Source organism: Alteromonas sp. AWQ4_252 (assembly GCF_056158205.1).
The window spans coordinates 1955171-1973438 of sequence record NZ_JBSWSV010000001.1 but is presented as its reverse complement, the minus strand read 5'-3'; the positions used below and the strand labels follow the sequence as shown (position 1 = coordinate 1973438).

At 46.5% G+C, this 18268-nt stretch carries 11 protein-coding genes; 3 read left to right on the top strand and 8 right to left on the bottom strand.

Annotated features, from left to right (window positions below; genetic code table 11):
• Window positions 1–74: 74 nt before the first annotated feature.
• Window positions 75–983, top strand: coding sequence for a LysR family transcriptional regulator (locus ACXACM_RS08705; RefSeq protein ID WP_474821129.1), 909 nt, complete (start codon window positions 75–77; stop codon window positions 981–983).
• A 2-nt stretch (window positions 984–985) separates the two neighbouring features.
• Here ACXACM_RS08705 and ACXACM_RS08700 read toward each other — a convergent pair whose 3' ends face one another.
• Together ACXACM_RS08700 and ACXACM_RS08695 are read right to left on the bottom strand one after the other, a co-directional pair.
• Complete coding sequence (locus ACXACM_RS08700; protein WP_474821128.1) at window positions 986–2545, bottom strand: sugar porter family MFS transporter; 1560 nt, start codon at window positions 2543–2545, stop codon at window positions 986–988.
• Window positions 2538–3548 carry a LacI family DNA-binding transcriptional regulator gene (locus tag ACXACM_RS08695; protein WP_474821127.1) on the bottom strand — a complete coding sequence of 337 codons (1011 nt, stop codon included), beginning with the start codon at window positions 3546–3548 and terminating at the stop codon, window positions 2538–2540. Before ACXACM_RS08695 ends, ACXACM_RS08700 begins: the two co-directional genes overlap by 8 nt.
• Before the next feature lie 365 nt (window positions 3549–3913).
• Between ACXACM_RS08695 and ACXACM_RS08690 the strand changes: the two genes are divergently transcribed.
• Window positions 3914–5176: a sugar MFS transporter gene (locus ACXACM_RS08690; RefSeq protein ID WP_474821125.1), complete on the top strand. Its 1263-nt coding sequence runs from the start codon at window positions 3914–3916 to the stop codon at window positions 5174–5176.
• Window positions 5173–7707 carry a glycoside hydrolase family 3 protein gene (locus ACXACM_RS08685; RefSeq protein WP_474821124.1) on the top strand — a complete coding sequence of 845 codons (2535 nt, stop codon included), beginning with the start codon at window positions 5173–5175 and terminating at the stop codon, window positions 7705–7707. The genes ACXACM_RS08690 and ACXACM_RS08685 overlap by 4 nt, the downstream gene beginning before the upstream one ends.
• Before the next feature lie 65 nt (window positions 7708–7772).
• Here the strand turns inward: ACXACM_RS08685 and ACXACM_RS08680 are convergent, their stop codons facing one another.
• The 6 genes from ACXACM_RS08680 to ACXACM_RS08655 form a co-directional block, all read right to left on the bottom strand.
• Window positions 7773–8675 carry an alpha/beta hydrolase gene (locus ACXACM_RS08680; RefSeq protein ID WP_474821123.1) on the bottom strand — a complete coding sequence of 301 codons (903 nt, stop codon included), beginning with the start codon at window positions 8673–8675 and terminating at the stop codon, window positions 7773–7775.
• An 86-nt stretch (window positions 8676–8761) separates the two neighbouring features.
• The gene (locus ACXACM_RS08675; RefSeq protein WP_474821121.1) at window positions 8762–10801 is read right to left on the bottom strand and encodes a bifunctional diguanylate cyclase/phosphodiesterase; all 2040 of its coding nucleotides are present in this window, start codon (window positions 10799–10801) and stop codon (window positions 8762–8764) included.
• A complete protein-coding gene (locus tag ACXACM_RS08670; protein WP_474821119.1) occupies window positions 10798–11307 on the bottom strand; it encodes a YfiR family protein in 510 nt (169 codons plus the stop codon). The genes ACXACM_RS08675 and ACXACM_RS08670 overlap by 4 nt, the downstream gene beginning before the upstream one ends.
• Window positions 11308–11316: 9 nt before the next feature.
• Window positions 11317–12315: a hypothetical protein gene (locus ACXACM_RS08665; protein ID WP_474821118.1), complete on the bottom strand. Its 999-nt coding sequence runs from the start codon at window positions 12313–12315 to the stop codon at window positions 11317–11319.
• Window positions 12316–12568: 253 nt separating this feature from the next.
• A complete protein-coding gene (locus ACXACM_RS08660; protein WP_474821116.1) occupies window positions 12569–15508 on the bottom strand; it encodes a TonB-dependent receptor in 2940 nt (979 codons plus the stop codon).
• Window positions 15509–15576: 68 nt separating this feature from the next.
• The gene (locus ACXACM_RS08655; protein ID WP_474821115.1) at window positions 15577–18246 is read right to left on the bottom strand and encodes a family 16 glycosylhydrolase; all 2670 of its coding nucleotides are present in this window, start codon (window positions 18244–18246) and stop codon (window positions 15577–15579) included.
• Window positions 18247–18268 lie beyond the last annotated feature (22 nt).

The window sequence follows — 18268 nt, the reverse complement described above, 5'->3', positions numbered from 1 at the left end:
GTAGCCATCAACAATTGATGAATGAAGTGAAACTAATTAGAGTTGTATTATGAATACCATTCACAATATTAATTATGCGTGAAAAACAATTACATCAATTAGATCTCAATTTGTTACGGGTATTTGAAGCCTTGTACGAAGAACAAAACATGACCCGTGCAGCCGAGCGATTGTATGTTACTCCTTCGGCAATGAGCCATGGGATAAAGCGTTTGCGGGAATACTTAGATGACCCACTCTTCGAACGTCGTCACGGCAAAATGCAACCCACCAGCCAGTGCAGAAGGGTGGCACCTCAGCTATTAGCCGGCCTAAACGCCGTGCGAATGTCGCTTCAACAGTTTACCGAGTTCGACCCGCTGAATAGCCGGCAAAGGTTTAACCTTATGGTCCACGATGCGCTGGAACCTTTGTATGTTCCCGCCTTGTTTAGTGTGCTTCGCTCAAAGGCACCGGGCATTGAACTGGCGTGCCAGGCTCTTGAAAGACAACAAATTCAAAGTGCTTTAACCAGTGGTCAGGCAGATATCGCCATTGACGTTGCCAGGCCAATGTCAAAGCCTATTCACCACCAGCGCATCAGCCGGGATGAATTTGTTGTATTGCGGAAGAAATCAGATCTGCCTCTCACCCTCGATACATACCTACAATCAGAACACGTTGTGGTCAGCCACCGGGCTTCGGGAAAGGTAGTGGAAGAGATTAGTTTACAGCAACGCAATGTTCATAGACGCCAGGTTCTGCGGTGTCAAAGCTACAACACCGCTAGGTATCTTCTCAAACAACAACCGCTTTTACTCACTGTGCCATCGTCTGTGGCTTTACAATTACGTGACAACGACCTGGAACTACTGCCCGTACCTGTCAAAACAACGTCTTTGGATATCGACATGTACTGGCACGAAAACAGTGAACAGGATGCCGCTATAAACTGGTTAAGAGAACAGGTAACTACTGTAAGCCGTACGTTTTCGTCTGACTAAATTCAGCCAAGCTTCTTGGTGATCTGCTCCAGCGATAACCCTTTGGTTTCGGGGAAGAGGCGAATAACGAGGAACAAACTGATCAATGCCAGCAAGCCGTAGATGGCAAAGGTAAATGCTGCACCAAACTGTGCTAGCTCCCAGGGAAAAATAAACTGAACCAAAAAACTGGCGAGAGCATTTACCACCCCCACCAAAGACAGCGCCAATGCTCGTGACTGATTGGGAAAAATTTCCGCCAGCATCGTCCACATCACCGGCCCTAATGACATGGCAAATGAAGCCACAAATGCCATTATACCGAATAATACTAACGGGGCATTCATGTTGATACTTTTACTCAGCAGCAATGCCTCATGTTGTTGCAACATTGCCTCACCTACCGTTGATTCGAGCGCTTGTTTAAAAGCTATATCAGAATTGAACGTGACATTGACAACTGGCGCCAACACTTCGGTGAATTCAGGGGCGATTACCGCTAATTCAGCTACTACGTCACTGCCGAGATAAAACACAGCCTGACTAAACCCGTACGCGCATACGGCCATACTCAGTGTTACGCCGCAAAGGCCCGAAATAAGCAGAGGCTTGCGACCCCAGCGGTCGATCGTGTACATGGCGAGTACCGTGAAAAGGACATTGACCAGGCCTATCCATATAGCTTGAACGAAAGCCGCATTAGTCCCTACACCGCTCTGTTCAAAGATGGTGGGTGCATAGAAGAAAATAACGTTTATACCCGTTACCTGCTGCGCAATGCCAAGGATGAGGCCAATAGCCAGAGGAAAACGCAATGCGGGAGAGACCAAGGACCGTAAACTGTCCCTCCAGTGCCACTCGCGTTCGTTCAAAGAAGCGTTGATGACATCAAACTGTCGGCTCATTGCTTCACCTGAAAACAAACGTTTGATGACCTGCTGAGCGGCATCCTTTTGCCCTTTCAACAGTAACCAACGGGGACTTTCTGGCACAAAGAAAAGCAATGTAAACCACGTCAATGCCGGTATAATTTCCAGGCCAAGCATAAATCGCCAAGGTGCCTCGCTAATACCCAGAGAAGATACCCACCCCATTTCACTTTCGCTCAAATTAAGAAAGAAATAATTGCTGAAATACGACAATGCGAACCCGAGAACGATATTAAGTTGGTTTACCGACACCATTTTTCCCCGTTTTTCGGGCTCACTAATTTCGGCAATATACACAGGAGCAACAACTAAAGAGCAAAAAGCCATACCGCCGACAAACCGGGCCACCACTAACATGGTATAACTCACCGCTAAAGCAGACGCTATAGCCGAGCAAAGGTACAGTAAGGCAATACATAACAAGGTGGTGCGACGTCCCAGCGCATCACTCACCACGCCTGCAAACGCCATTGCGACTAGTGCTCCCAGCGTGGGCGAGCTGACGACAAACCCTTGTTGCCAGGGACTTAACGAAAACGCTTTGTCGATAAACCCTATGGCACCGGATATCACACTGGCATCGAAGCCAAAAATGAAGCCGCCCAACGCTACGACAAGGGTGTAAAACAAGGTTGGTGATACCATTCTACGCATCTGGTGGCTGCCCTAATGACCCGCGTTCAACGAGTTCAGGTAAAAAGACGTGCTCTATGGTGTCGAATCGTTTGATGTTGTAAATCTCATCAAGCACCCACTGTGCTGCCATTTCGCCCATGGCTTTAATAGGGTTATTAATGGTAGTCAGCTTAGGATACAAGTAGCGTGAAAAAAGTACGTTATCGAACCCAATAACAGAAAGCTGTTCCGGTATGCTAAACCCCGCATCTCTGGCGGCGTCCATGGCACCCGACGCCATTTCATCGTTTGCACAAACCAATGCCGTTATTTCCGGATGCGCTTTCATTAGTGCATGAAAACCAGTCTGACCACTCGATTCGTGGTAGTCACCTTCATAAACCCAAGACTCGCAATCTTGGATATGAGCTTCACGTAATGCTCGAATATGCCCCGTTAAACGGTCACGAGCATCTTTCTTAAATTGCGGCCCACTGATGTAACCAATATGCGTATGGCCGCGCTCAATAGCCGTATTAGCGGCAATGAAGCCGCCCTGCTCATTATCTACCACGAAACACTGAGACTCTAAACCTGCAACCATTCGATTTATTATGACAATGGGAATATCGCCCTGACTCAGTGATGTAAGGAATGAATCTGAAACTGCCTCTGCGTGTAATATTAAGGCGTCACAACGGCGGCTTTTAAGAAAATCGATTGCATCGAGTTCCTTCTGTTCGTCTACGTGACCGGCAGTTATAATAACGTGCTTGCCATTTTGCTTTAGCGTTCCTTCCACCGTACTCATTAAATCGCCAAAATAAGAACCATGCAGCTCTGACACCAGTAATCCGACACTGTTGGTCCTTTTAGATGCCAGTGACTGGGCAATAGCATTTGGCTGGTAGCCAAGTGTATCCATTGCATCCAGCACTTTTTTGCGTGTTCTGTCGCTGACACTGGCATGCCCATTCATTACCCGGGATACCGTAGCTAAAGACACACCCGCCGTTTCAGAAACCTGATAAATTGTAGCCATAATATTGAGACTGTTATAGTTTTTAACACAATGTAACGATTATTGTGACGGAACACTAGAGCGTATTGACCTATGCGCTATGTTTTGTATAAAAGACAAACACGCTCTTAGGCCTTGTCACACCGACCATACGTAGATGGTAAACAAAGCAAGTTGCCAGAAACACCGGGCTTACTACGGTTTGTTAACCACATCGAATTATATCCTGCACACAAATAACACTATTTTTACATTGAAAAAGTATTATCTTCGTGTAATTATCCTACCAATGTAAGCGCTTACAAAACCAAAAACAAGATTTGAAAGCGCTTACAAAGAATCAAGTTAACATTAATTACAAAAATAGCCAACAAAGGGGATACGCTTTGGAAACACCGGCGATTTCTACAAATAAAAGCGAAACGGGCGCACCACCAAATCAATCTTATCGATTTGCCTTGTTCGCCCTCACATCACTTTTTTTCATGTGGGGCTTTATAACTTGTTTGAATGATATTCTCATTCCTTATCTCAAAGGCGCTTTCGATCTCACCTTTACCCAGGCAATGCTGATTCAGTTTTGCTTCTTTAGCGCTTACTTTATTGTTTCGCTACCAGCAGGCATGATCGTATCCAAAATTGGCTATCAAAAGGGTATCGTACTCGGATTGGGCATTGCCTGCGTGGGGTGTGTATTGTTCTACCCTGCAGCTGCATATGAAGTATATGCCTTATTCCTTTTTGCCCTGTTTGTGCTCGCTTCAGGTATCACTATTTTGCAGGTTTCTGCTAATCCCTATGTCAGTGCGCTGGGAGACCCCAAAACTGCCTCGTCACGCCTGACAATGACCCAGGCTTTTAATTCTCTAGGCACGACCATTGCGCCATTTTTCGGTGCATACCTCATTTTTGGTAGTACGGGGGAACACGGAGGCACTGCAACTGCGTCGGACGTCCAACTTCCTTATCTCATTCTTGCCCTGGCCCTACTGCTACTGGCGATGACATTTGTGTTCCTTAAACTTCCCAAACTTCACCACGAAAATAATGGTGCAGGGTTATTTTCAGGTGGAGCCTGGCAACACAAACACCTTGTGTTAGGCGCTATCGGTATTTTTATGTATGTAGGTGCTGAAGTCGCCATTGGTAGTACACTTGTCAGCTACCTCGCAGATACGTCAGTCATGGGTCTGTCTGAAAGCCAGGCGTCTAAAATGATTGCATACTACTGGGGCGGCGCCATGGTCGGGCGCTTTATAGGCGCATTAGTGTTACAAAAAATACCGGGCGGTACTGTACTGGTTTTCAATTCACTAATTGCCATAGGGCTAATCGTGGTCTCAGTGAGCACGACTGGCAGTATCGCCATGTGGAGCATTCTTGGCGTAGGTTTATTTAACTCCATAATGTTCCCTACTATTTTTAGCCTTGCACTACAAAAGTTGGGCAAAGACACTCCCCAAGGTTCTGGCATCTTGTGTTTAGCCATTGTTGGCGGTGCCATTATTCCCCTTTTCCAAGGCATGCTGGCCGACAGTCTGGGTATCACACTGTCATTTTTACTTCCTGCTTTATGCTATTTCTACATTGCGTATTACGGCTTAGTCGGTAGCCGAGTACACCCATCTTTGCACGAGGAATCACAATGAAACTCAAATGTCTCACTTCAACCATAGCCGTGATGATGCTGGCGGGTTGTTCTGACTCACCCCACAATATGGCTAACCAGAGCGCCGACGAAGGTAAGGCGTCTGAAATCTGGCCAGCGCTCGATATTGCTATTAAGCCTTCTAAAGACGTTGAAGACAAAGTGTCAGCTGTAATGGCCACGATGACACTTGAACAAAAAATAGCGCAAATGATCCAACCTGAAATTCGCAATATCACCGTAGAAGAAATGCGGGAATACGGCTTTGGCTCGTACCTCAATGGAGGCGGCTCATTTCCTAACGGCAACAAACAAGCTACACCTGAAGAATGGATCCAACTGGCCGAAGACATGTACCAAGCGTCAATTGATGACAGTTTGGATGGTTCCACCATACCCACTATGTGGGGCACTGACGCGGTACACGGTCACAACAACGTACTAGGCGCTACCCTCTTTCCTCACAATATCGGTTTGGGTGCTGCAAACAACCCGGCATTGATGGAAGAAATTGCCCACATCACAGCCAAAGAAGTAATGGCCACAGGAATAGACTGGGTATTTGCTCCTACTGTTGCTGTAGTGCAAGACGATCGGTGGGGCCGCACATACGAAAGTTACTCCGAGAACCCTGAGATTGTCCGTGAGTATGCCGCGTCGGTTGTAAAAGGCCTGCAAGGCTCCGCTGATGCAGACTTCCTTGGCGACCAACGGGTGATCAGTACCGTAAAACACTTTGTGGGTGACGGCGGAACGGTTGGTGGTGACGACCAGGGCGACAACATTGCTAGTGAACAGGAACTATTCGATATTCATGCCCAAGGGTATGTGGGTGGTTTAACCGCAGGTGCGCAATCGGTCATGGCATCATTCAACAGTTGGCATGGTGAAAAATTACATGGTCACAAATACTTGCTTACCGACGTTCTGAAAACGCGGATGGGGTTTGATGGTTTTGTGGTTGGAGATTGGAATGGTCATGGCCAGATAAAGGGCTGTACAAACGATGATTGTGCCCAGGCCATCAATGCCGGCCTGGACATTTTCATGGTGCCTGGAGACTGGAAGCAACTTTACTATACCACTATAAAACAAGTGAAAGACGGAACCATATCATCAGCCCGAATCGATGATGCCGTACGCCGTATTCTTCGGGTTAAAGTGCGCGCTGGCCTTTTTGAAAAACCAAGTCCGGCTGCCCGTCCGCTTTCCGGCAACCGCAGTTTGATTGGACACGCGGACCACAGAGAAGTGGCGCGCCAGGCGGTAAGAGAATCCCTTGTGTTGCTCAAGAACAAGCAGCAGGTATTGCCACTTAAATCGGGCCAACAGATTTTAGTCGCAGGTGATGCAGCCAACAATATTGGCAAGCAATCCGGTGGCTGGACCATTACCTGGCAAGGCACCAACAACACCAATGACGATTTCCCTGGTGGTTCATCGATTTTTGACGGTATTAACGCACTCGCCGACGAAGTGGGTAGCAATGCCACACTATCCGAAGATGGTAGTTACACAGATAAACCAGATGTAGCAATAGTGGTGTTTGGTGAGGAGCCCTATGCAGAAGGTCACGGTGACAGAGAAACCCTCGTATATCAACCAAACGATAAACGGGATCTCGCTCTACTGCAGAAATTCAAAAGCGAAGGTATCCCGGTTGTATCTGTGTTTATTAGCGGCCGTCCTATGTGGGTTAACCCTGAATTAAACGCCTCTGACGCATTTGTGGCAGCGTGGTTGCCAGGCTCTGAAGGTGCTGCCGTTGCTGATGTACTCTTCGGCAAACATGACTTTACCGGCAGACTGCCTTTCTCATGGCCTGCCACACCTTCTCAGGTGGTAAATACTGGCGATGAAGATTACGCCCCCTTATTGCCTATTGGTTTTGGTTTGAGCTTAGAAGATTCCAATGTGCTTGTTGATGATCTTGATACAACACTTGCTCAACAAGTAACCTCCGGACAGCCTCTTACGCTGCTTGACGGCGCGGTTCAAGCTCCATGGGTATTGTGGCTTCAGTCGGGTGACCAATTACTGAGTGTAAACGCGAGTACCCATAAAGTAGGCGCACTGACATACCGCACCAGTGACAAAGTGATTCAGGAAGATGCCAGAACCCTGACCTTCGATGGTAGCGAACCTGCTTCCGTGCGCTTTGCCAGCAAAAGCTACTTTAGAGAAGACGTAAGCTCTCATGTGGCAGAAGACTCTGCATTATCTTTAAGCGTTAACCGTCACAGCGACATCACCGGTCCGCTACACGTGAAAATGAACTGTGAGAGTGAAGGTGATGCACCGGGAAGCTGTTCTGCCAGTATTGATATTGCCGACGCTATTGGGGCAATTCCTGCAAATAAATGGCAAACTATTTCCATTCCCACGGCGTGTTTTACCGCACAAGGCATCGACTTTACTGGTTTGGTGGTCCCACTGGAAATAGCCAGTGCATCGGCTGTTGAATTAAGTATTGCAGATGTAGCAATTAAACCCATGAAAAATGACAGCTTGGCGGTGAAATGTACTGATTAAACAGTCACGCCCTTTAGTCTGAACACGCCTCCCAGTAGACAGTTATCTAATCGCTGGGGGGTATTTCATAAGCTCGCGCATATATTCCTTGTCGGCTTGAACGTTACAATACCGTAGTTTTCCATCCACTCAAGCATATTGCCAAACCAGTCAGACCTGTGATTCATTCCAAAACCATGCCCACCATCGGGCAACAGTAACATCTGAACAGGAACCCGTTTATTTACAAGTGCAGCATGATATTGCAAGGCGTTCTCAACCGGTACGACTTTATCATCATTAGCATGTACGATATAAGCTGGGGGCGTGTTTGTAGTCACATTGTTCTGCGCAGAAAATGCGGAAACTAAATCACCACGGGGCGACTCGCCCAATAAACTTTGTCGCGACCCCGCATGGGTAATACCTTGGTTCATTGAGATAACAGGATAAATGAGGATTTGGAAATCAGGACGAAGGACTTTTTTGTGATGTGCCTTATTTACCGGTTGCCTGAAATGCGTTGCCAGAGTGGCAGCCAGGTGCCCACCGGCAGAGAAACCCATAACCCCTACCCTGGTTGCATCGATTTGCCAACCTTCTGCGTGCTGACGCACTAGCGTTATCGCTTGTTGTGCATCCTGTAGCGGACCATATATTGGATTATCCATGATCTCCGTCAGTGGCATCCGGTATTTCAATACAAACGCGGTAATGCCTGATTCAGCAAGGCGGCGTCCAACGTTAAACCCTTCTTTATCGATGGCCAGCCGTTCATAGCCCCCTCCTGGTAAAATGAGAATTGCTGCGCCATTGCGTCTCGCAACAGGAGGAGCAATCATCGTCAGTTCGGGCTTATCAACGGCGACAATGGAGCGATCATCTATACCTCCACTCCCCTGAAATTCTGTTGGCGTGTGGGATTTTTGACCGGGGATCCCGTTTGGATAAAGGGTTAATTCTGTTATCTGCAGTTGCTTTGTTGTCACTGTTTCTCCGCTATGCCTCATTTCACACTCAACCATACCGGATAAACCGGTTATCCGCGATGACAGCGTAAAGTCCGGGTACAACTTTATCGCAACAGTTTACTCACTTCCTCACTGTGCAGTGGTTTATAATGCAGATATCCCTGACTGGCATCACAACCTAATTGAGCGAGAATTGTTTCTTGTTCTTTTGTCTCCACACACTCGCCTAGAGTAGTTAATTTCAGGCTCTTCGCAAGCATAACAATGGTTTTCACAATGCCATCATTAACATCAGATTTACTCAGCTGTGAGACAAAGCTTCCATCTATTTTAAGTTTATCTATAGGTAAACGGCCTATGTAACTTAAACACGAATAACCGGTACCGAAGTCATCAATGGATATTTTTATCCCTATTTTTTTAAGTTTTTTAAGGGAGGTTAACGCAAATTCGGTTGATCCGATAAAGCTGTTTTCAGTAAGTTCAACTTCGAGTAATGATGGCGATATATCATATCGAGACAACACTTCTTGTATTTGTTCAGCACAATCAAGCTGGATCAGAAAACTGGCGGGCAAGTTAACAGCCACCGGAACAAGGTTTACCCCATCCGCTTTCCACTGTTGAATTTGGCGACAAGCGTTCTCAATGACCCAGGTAGTCAAAGGGTTAATAAGGCCAGCCTCTTCCGCTATGGGTATGAACGTTGAAGGAGGAATAAAGTTGCCATCATCATTCCATCGAATTAATGATTCCAAACCTATAATAGCTCCATTATCTAATCTCACCTGTGGCTGATAAACAAGACTAAAAACATCGCCAAGTTTAATTGCCTGCCTAATTTTACTTTCAGTGGCAAGCCTGGCCAGAGAGTCTTCGAGCATATCAATACTAAAGAAACTGTAATGGCCTGGTCCTTTCTCTTTGGCGTTATACATACTGGTGTCAGCATGCTTTAGAAGCTCTATTCCTTTTTCAAAATTCTGTTGATGCAATGCTATGCCGATGCTGGTAGAAATATGCAACTGGTTTCCATTTACAGACATGGGCTCGCTTAAGCTCTCGATAATTTGCTCAGAGATGGTGACAAGGGTATCGCGCTCTGCAACACCTTCTAACATAATGACAAATTCGTCACCGCCCCAACGGCACACGCAATTTTCTCCGGCGATGAGCCTGGTTAGCTTATTGGCAACGACTATAAGGACTTCATCTCCCACATCATGGCCTAAAGTATCGTTTATAAGCTTGAATCTATCTAAATCTAAAAACAGAACCGACAGCGACGCCCCTGTTTTGTTGGCCTTTTCAACAGCCTTGTCGAGTTTTTCAACAAAAAGGTGACGGTTAGGTAATTGTGTCAAGGCGTCGTAATTTGCTCTTTGATACAGCTGACGCGTGCGCAGATCCACAAGCTTTTCTAATTCTTGATTATGCGCTTGTAACTGAGTTTGGTGGCTTTCAACCGTCGACAATATATGGTTAACACCTTTGAATAACTCGCCAAGCTCATCGCTCCTCTGGTCTGGAATGCGCCTCGAATATTCACGATTTTTACCGACAAATTTTACTAGCGCAATGAGTTGCTGGAGTGGTTTACTCAGCATACGTTGCAAGCGCCAGTGCAAAATGTAAGTTACGAGCATACTTAGCGCTAATACGCTTAAAACGACATAAGTGGCATGTCGTTGTTGTTCTTTCAGAGATTTCGTACTGGCACTTAAAACTAAATGTCCAATGACATCATTGTCGAACATTATGGCCTTGCGATAGTAAATGACGTTCTGCTCGAAAGTGGCACCTTCATCTAACAAAGTTAATGTTTTTAAATCATTGATATCACTCATAGTATAACTGGCAAGCAGATTTTCCTCCGCATCCACAATTGTGGCAGTTAGGACAGCCGGCAATTTAGAGGCGGCGACAAGCAATTCCTGTATTGTATTTGTATCGCTGAATAGCACTGAAGTACTGGTAGCAGAAGCAAGCAGTGTCGACTGGTTGTCAAGAACTGCAACCAGATTGTTTTTATAATCATCAACAAAATTGGTATACAGAATGCCTGCGACTAAGCACAGCGAGAAAAAATTTACTGTTAAAACGGTAATGAATTGTTTGGTGAAAAACGATGAGCGACGAATCATTTTTTCAGCCTCGCAACCTGGAGCAGCTTAGCGCTGATTTTTATGTTCAGTCGGTTTGCTTGAGCTAAGTCGATTTCAAAACGCAGCTTTTGATTGTCTTCGTAGAAACGGAAAACAGTTGGTGCTTGCTGCACACTGTCGATATCAGATATTAAGACGGCTTGATTAAGGTAATCATCTGGCAGCCCTTGGCTATCAGTTAAATATATTATACTGCAGGTGTCGGTACTGAGTGTATCAACGACTTTTATTGAAACACTGTTCTGCTCCCGAGATCCTACCAATGCTTTGAGGAAGTCCAGCAATTCGGGATTATTATGCACACAAAACGTGCGGGCAGGAGCGGTATTAACAGGCCATGTTATAAACTTCGTAAAATTATACATGTAAGCCGCTTTTAACTTGTCCACTTTTTTAAGTTCGGCAAGCGCAGAAGGAACAAGCAGACATTGCAATAAGAATAGCCAAGTTAACTTTTGAGTAGTGCTGGATAAATTCAAAAACACGTTTATCGCTTAAAAGAACGTCGACAATTGAAAACCGAAACGCCATAACTCTTTAGGCTGTGGACCGTTTAAATTCTGATATACAGGTTTACTTCCAGTTACCATAATTTGAAGCCAGTCAGCGGCTGTATAACTTAGTCCGGCATTCAACTTTACTTTTGTGCCGCCATATAAAGCAGGGTTAGTAATTCCCGCAGGATAAGGAAATGCGCTATCTACGGTAATCTCATCGTCCTGACCGTGAATAGGATCTGCATAACTTATCTCTGCGCCGGTGAAGAGCATACTACGTTCTGTTAATACAAAATTGTACTTACCATTTAACTCATAATTGTTGCCCAACCGATAATCACGATCGTTAGTACCTGTGCGAATACGTGCCGACAATGAAACGGAAAACGGATAATCTCCCTTATTACGTAACCCAATTTCCAATGGCAAATCATAGGTACCAGAACCTAATTGCATCGTATAAGGTAACTGTTGGTCTCCGGCCGCTCTTGGCGTGTCACCTTGCTCGTCAATTGAGCCAGTGGGAAAGCTGATACCCCCACTTACCCATACGCTGTAATTTTCATTTGCTATATATTCGAAATGCCCCGTAACGACAACGTCACCTAACCCCTCAGATGAAATCAAAAATTCATCATAGCCTGGTACTACACTGATATGGTCAGTTTCCTGACGAATGAAGGGAATTTGCACCCCTACTTTGATGTCTTTTTTATACTGGTACCCTATTTGAACAATCTTGGCATATTGATTGATGACTGTGGGCAGAACGGGGAAGTTTTCATTAGTCCTTTGCTCTTCACCAGGCACGAAAAGTACTTCGTCACGGGATACATCGCTGTCATCAATCATGTAGCCGTCGAACTCTGCAGCTTTAAACTGTAAGGATACCGACCACTTACGTGAACTAGCATCTGTTACAGTTTCACTAATATCAACATCAAGTAAATCCTGAAAACTCATTTCTGCAAATTCAGAAGGAGTGCTTTGCGCCATAGCGCAACCTGAGGAAAAGAAAAAGAAAAGAGAATAAAAATTGAAAAGTTTCATTAGAAAACCGCGCAAACGTGCATGGCTTTATTGTAGGCTATTTTTGTGTCTCACGGGTATTATCTTAATTATCTAATTTCACACTGTTTATTATCTTAAAATACGTCACTGGTGATAGAAGCAAGACATTGGTGGAGTCCGATAAAAAAAGCCGCTACTGTCAAGAAGCGGCTTCGTCGTTACTTACGAACGTATGAGGTTAGAATGTGTAACGAGCACCGAGGGTATAACGAGGGCCGTACTGACGAGCAAACAGGAACTGCTCTTCAAACCGGCCATAACCACGCTCAGTTTCATTGTTGATATTCACGCCTTCAACAAACACTGTGAAATGCTCGTTAAAGTCATAGTTGATACTCGCATCCCACTGCCCAAAACTATCAAACTGAGTAGCGGGGTTATCTGACGAGCCCTGGGCCTGGCCCATGCCCACAACGTAATCTGAACGCCAGGCATAAGTGACTTTTACCGATAAACCTTCTTTTTCGTAGAAAACCTGGAAGTTGGCAGAGTCACTGATCCCCACCAACGGGTTCTGTGGCTCAAGGTCGTAAGGATCATATTCAACATCCCCATCTACCACGGTGCCGTTTACACCCACACCAAAACCAGTGTCACCAAAGGTATGCTGAATAGCCACTTCGATACCATCCACGGTTTTCGTGTCGTCGAGGTTCCGAGGCTTAGTTACGCGCCAGGAAATAAGCGGGTCACCAGATTCAGGTTCTACCACGCCATTAGCATCAGCATAGCCATTATCAACAAAATAGCCGTATATAGCTGAATCGGTTGCCTGAACACCGTTGGCTTCAAGTGCAGCTACAGCTTCATTCCAACGGGCACCTTCGTAGATGTCAAACAACCCGTCGAAGGTCTCATCTGAAGACTGATAATCTATATAGTTTTTCACCGATTTTCTGAACAGTCCTACAGACGCATAGCTTGATTCGTCGTAATACCATTCAAAAGATAAATCCAGGTTAGTAGACTCATATGGCAACAAGCTGGTATTACCCTCTGACACGGTTCTGGCGCCTATTTTAGGACTGCCGCTAAACGAACGGCCACCCTGCAATAAACCAATCGGAGCACGTGTAATAGATTTACCCCAGGAGAAGCGGGCAACCACATCGTCAGTAACATCAACTTTTACGTCGAACATGGGCAGAAGTACATCGTATTCGCCGGTAAAATCCTGCAATTGTAGTTCAGGTTGGAACTCGGTGATCCACTCTGACGCAGCAACCCAGTTAACCTGCACAGGTACACGCACTTCTGCAGAACTCGGTACTTCTGTCTCCTCATAGCGAACACCTGCGTTCACCTGAACGTAATAACCTTTTACATCAAAATCCCACTCTGTTTGCACGTAGATTGAGTCAGTGGTTTCTTCCACCAGGCTTACTGATGGGTCACCGCTGAAGTATGGGTCAGTTGAATATACGTTGCTTTCACCGGTGACATCGGCCGTCAGATACGCCAGCTGCCGCGTGATGGCTTCATCGAAGCTGTAGGTATAGTAGTAATTAGGGTTTAAATCAGAACCTCCACCGTCAAACGCATCAAGGAAATCACCGGTGTCGTTTCTGACAAACATACTGTCGGGGAAGATTTCCGTATATGACGGGCTAAAGCCCGGACCACCACGCAGCCCACTCCACGCAGTAAATCCACTTAATGTTTGCTCTGTTCTAGCTACACCAAAATCCACTTTCACAAGGGGAATATCAAATGCAGAATTGTACCAGGTACCATCGAGCTGGAATTGTTGTATTTCAGACTTTCCGGGCGAGTAAATAAACTGGCTGAAATTCGAATCAATCTCGCTCGGCATGAGCTCATTGGTACCGTTATTCCAATTTACATAAACGCTGGGTACTTCTCCTGAACGGTAGTCATAGACTTTGGAAAGTAACTGATCAGAACCGAGAATGATTTGACCAGCACTGCCCAGGCCGTCGTCGTGGCCGTTGTCAGTTTCATTGCTGGAATCGTGGTAATCCAGGGAGACTTCCCAATCGTCATTAATTTGCCACTCAAGGTTAATACCTATGGAACGTGCATCAACTTGCGTTGTATTTCGACTGGCTGTAAAGGAACCATCATCACCACTAATGTCAGCGTATACCGCGGTACCATTTTCATCCAATTCATAGGCATTAATGTTGGCACCAAAGTTATTCCAAATACCCCAACCCACGGTATTCGTACCAGTGGTGGCACGGGAGGCAGTGTAATCTACAGTGGCAGTAAAATTGTCTACAGGCCGGAACTGGAAAGTTACCTGGGCATTTGTACGTTCACGCTGAACATCGTTAATGCTGTAGTTCATGTCCTTAGGAAAGAAGGCAACATCAGTCAGGTTTGTTCTGTTGTCAATGACATTCTCAGCATCGAGTTCAGGCAAGGCATCATTTTCCTGTAAAACCCAGCCCTGAATACTGGCCGCCTGTTGTTGGAAATCCCGTTCCTGATGGGAAAAAGATACGCCAATACCAAACATGTCGTCATTAAAGGTATTACTGAATACACCAGCGATTTCCGGTGTGATGTCATCGCCCGCTTCATTAGACGTATCCATGATACCTTTAGCGGAGATAGAAAATTGCTGGCCAGGTCTTGCAAGAGGGCGCATTGTGAGAATATTTACCGTGGCACCCAAACCACCACTTGGGTTTTCCGCCCGCGCAGTTTTTTGTAGCTCAAGGGTGTTTACCCCTTCGGAGGAGAGGTTTTCCAAATTATAAGACCGGGTAAAGCCAGTGCCCGGCATTTGCCGTCCGTTCAACGTCACAAGGTTAAACTCCGGGCCAAAACCACGAACTGTGATTTGGCTACCCTCGCCGTTAGAACGACTAATGGTCACCCCGGTAATACGTTGCAATGCTTCCGCCAGGTTGGTGTCGGGAAACTTACCCAGTTCTTCTGCGGAAATGGCGTCAACCACACCGCTTGAACCGCGTTTTAAGTCCATCGAACGCATTAAGCTGCCGCGAATACCACTTACCTGGATCACTTCCATTTCAGGGTTATCAGCTTGTGTATCTTCTTGCGCTGACACCGAAGAACTAAGTGCTGTACCCATGACTACTGCTAAAGCTGTAGCAAGATGAGATTTTTTAAATACTGTGTTTTTCATAATAGCCCTACTGAATCTTGATGGCTTCTCATTGCCGCCAGCCGATTAGCTGGCGGCAGCCTTTATTTCTATTCTGCTGCGATTTCAGCGTTATCTATACGGTACACCGCGCCTTCGCCTTGTCCCCAGGCGGGAAACACCATGACAACATTAATAGCGCTTATATCCAGGCCAGCGTCATACAACGTCTGTAATGGAAAGGTATAGGTCTGCCATTCACCGGCAACAGGATCTGCGCCTTCGAGACTGGAGGAAAGTGGCAATTCCACAGCGGTTGAAGCACCAATGGATTCAATTTTGAATAACCAAGGTGCCGAGCTGTCATTTGGCAATGCACTTACTTTCATTTCAAAGCGAACTACGCCTGTGCTCAATAAAGCTGAAGCGTCAAAAGAAACATCTTCGTCAGCTAAGAATCCCATTACCGTAGGTTGTGAACCAATTCTGAATTCTGCCACGGTGCCGTGAGCGTCGTCGTCAGTTTCTTCGGTAGGAGTAGAGCCACCACAACAGTCCCAAATTGACCATTGAGAGGCAGCGCTGTCAGCGAACAGAGTCAGCTCAGAGGATTGCTGTGCACCAGCGTCCGGGTGATAGATCTTCATGTTATCTACGCGATACACAGCACCTTCACCACTGCCCCAAGCCGGGAAAATCATGATAACGTCAATGGCACTGAGGTCGAGTCCGGCAGCCTGAAGATCTGCAAGTGGATAAGTATAAGTTTGCCACTCGCCTTCAACGGGCGCAGCGCCTTCTGCACTTGCGGTAAGTGGTAATTCTACTGCAGTCGCGGCATCATTAGATTCCACTTTGAATAACCAGGTCGCACTTGCGTCATTTGGCATACTGACAACACGCATGTCGAATTGTAATAACCCTTCATCTGCTATGGCTGTGGCATCAAAGGGAGTATCGCCACCACCCGCTGCCGACCGGGTAATAAAGCCCATTACCGTTGGTTCTGCACCAATACGAAATTCTGCAGTAAGACCGTGTTCTTCGTTATCGATTTCTTCTGTGGGGGTAGAGCCACCACAGCAGTCCCACATTGGCCAGTTCACATTCATGCTGTCTTCGAACACAACCAGTTCCGGGTAAGAATCCTGTGATATTTCCACATTGGTCAGACGATACACACTGCCTTCGCCTTTGCCCCACTCAGGGAATACCATCACTACATCAATAGCACTCAGGTCAAGGCCGCCGTCAGCAAGCACGGAAAGGGGAAACTCGAAAGACTCCCATTCGTTTGCACGAGGAGAAACGCTGTCTAGGTCGCCCGGGCCTACATAACCACTCATCAGAGGCACAGAGACTTCAGTGGTACCTTCAGCACTTTCCAGTTTGACGAACCAGTTGGCAGTAGTGTCATTTGGTGAAGAAGTTAATTTCAGATCGAACTTGAGACTCCCAGTATCAGCCATGGGCGAGGCATCAAAGGTTTGCGCCTGTCCTTCGGGGTCGGTGATGAACAGCTCACGGCTAATAAAGCCCATCACTGTCGGCGTCGCTCCAATGCTAAATTCGTACACCTGGCCTTCGTCAGCATCTTCCACTAACGCAGGTGTGGTGCCGCCGCAGCAATCCCATGCCGGCCAGTTTGGGTTTGGCGTATTGTCAAATATGGTGAGATCTTGCGCTATACCAGTAGATGGCGGCGAAGGAATGGGTGCTGCACCTTCAACTAACGCATCGTCTAATGATTCATAGCCAGGGCGGATAGTTTCACAACCCTTACCTGTATCAGGGTCTGAAGCACACTGATAAACGCGAACATAATCGACTTCATAGGTATTGCCGTTGGCAAACGCATCTGCATCAATGCCAAGCTCGTTTACGTTCGAGGGCCAGTCACCACCCACAGCAAAGTTGAGAATGAGATAAAACTCCTGGTCAAAAGGCGCATTGTCCCAGAAGGTAGTAAGCTCGCCAGTACCCTGCTCGTAGTACTCAGCATACCATCCACGGTGAGACAGCCCGGTAGCTTCGCCTTTGCTGTTGTAACGCTCTTCAGAGCGACGCTGTGTGGCATACAGATAATCATCCATATACCAGCGAATTTCTCCCTCCTGCCATTCTACCGCATAGGTGTGGAAGTCATCTGCGGGGTTAGCACCGTCGGGTAATTTATACGCCTTGCCTGAGCTGTCATTGTTCGGCCATTCCTGGCCATAATGCAATGTACCGTGGATATACGCTTCGGGGTTGCCGTCGGCATCCATTGCTTTTAAGTTTACCGATTCAAGAATGTCAATTTCGCCTGAACGGGGCCAGCCACCATAGACTTCATCCGTTGGCATCATCCAAAACGCTGGCCAACTGCCCTGACCTGCCGGTAATTTAGCCCGCATTTCGATGCGACCGTATTTGAAGTCAGCTTTATATCGGGTGTTAAGTCGTGCTGAGGTATAGGGTTTTTCAGCCCCTTCTTCCGCGGGTAGCGCCACAATATTTAAAATGCCATCCGCTACGAAACTGTTTTCATCACTATCGGTGTAACATTGTGATTCATTATTACCACCACCGTCACAGTTGATTTCGTGAGTCCATTTGTTGTCATCGATGCTGGTGCCGTCAAATTCATCACTCCACACCAACTCCCAGTCTGTGACAGGCTGGGTAGGTTCAACAATCTCTAGGTTGGTTGAAGTGGACGCTCCGCCTCCGCAGCCAAAGAGGGTTGTGACCGAAATCGCAGCAGCCAGCCGCGTAAGTTGAGTTGTCTTATTAGTCATTATTTTCAGCCCTGATACAAAA

Bases quoted from the DNA above. Each gene is read 5' to 3' on its own strand.
- ACXACM_RS08665 (WP_474821118.1), bottom strand. From the start codon at position 12,315: ATGGCGCAAAGCACTCCTTCTGAATTTGCAGAAATGAGTTTTCAGGAT.
- ACXACM_RS08660 (WP_474821116.1), bottom strand. From the start codon at position 15,508: ATGAAAAACACAGTATTTAAAAAATCTCATCTTGCTACAGCTTTAGCA.
- ACXACM_RS08685 (WP_474821124.1), top strand. From the start codon at position 5,173: ATGAAACTCAAATGTCTCACTTCAACCATAGCCGTGATGATGCTGGCG.
- ACXACM_RS08695 (WP_474821127.1), bottom strand. From the start codon at position 3,548: ATGGCTACAATTTATCAGGTTTCTGAAACGGCGGGTGTGTCTTTAGCT.
- ACXACM_RS08675 (WP_474821121.1), bottom strand. From the start codon at position 10,801: ATGATTCGTCGCTCATCGTTTTTCACCAAACAATTCATTACCGTTTTA.
- ACXACM_RS08700 (WP_474821128.1), bottom strand. From the start codon at position 2,545: ATGCGTAGAATGGTATCACCAACCTTGTTTTACACCCTTGTCGTAGCG.
- ACXACM_RS08705 (WP_474821129.1), top strand. From the start codon at position 75: ATGCGTGAAAAACAATTACATCAATTAGATCTCAATTTGTTACGGGTA.
- ACXACM_RS08655 (WP_474821115.1), bottom strand. From the start codon at position 18,246: ATGACTAATAAGACAACTCAACTTACGCGGCTGGCTGCTGCGATTTCG.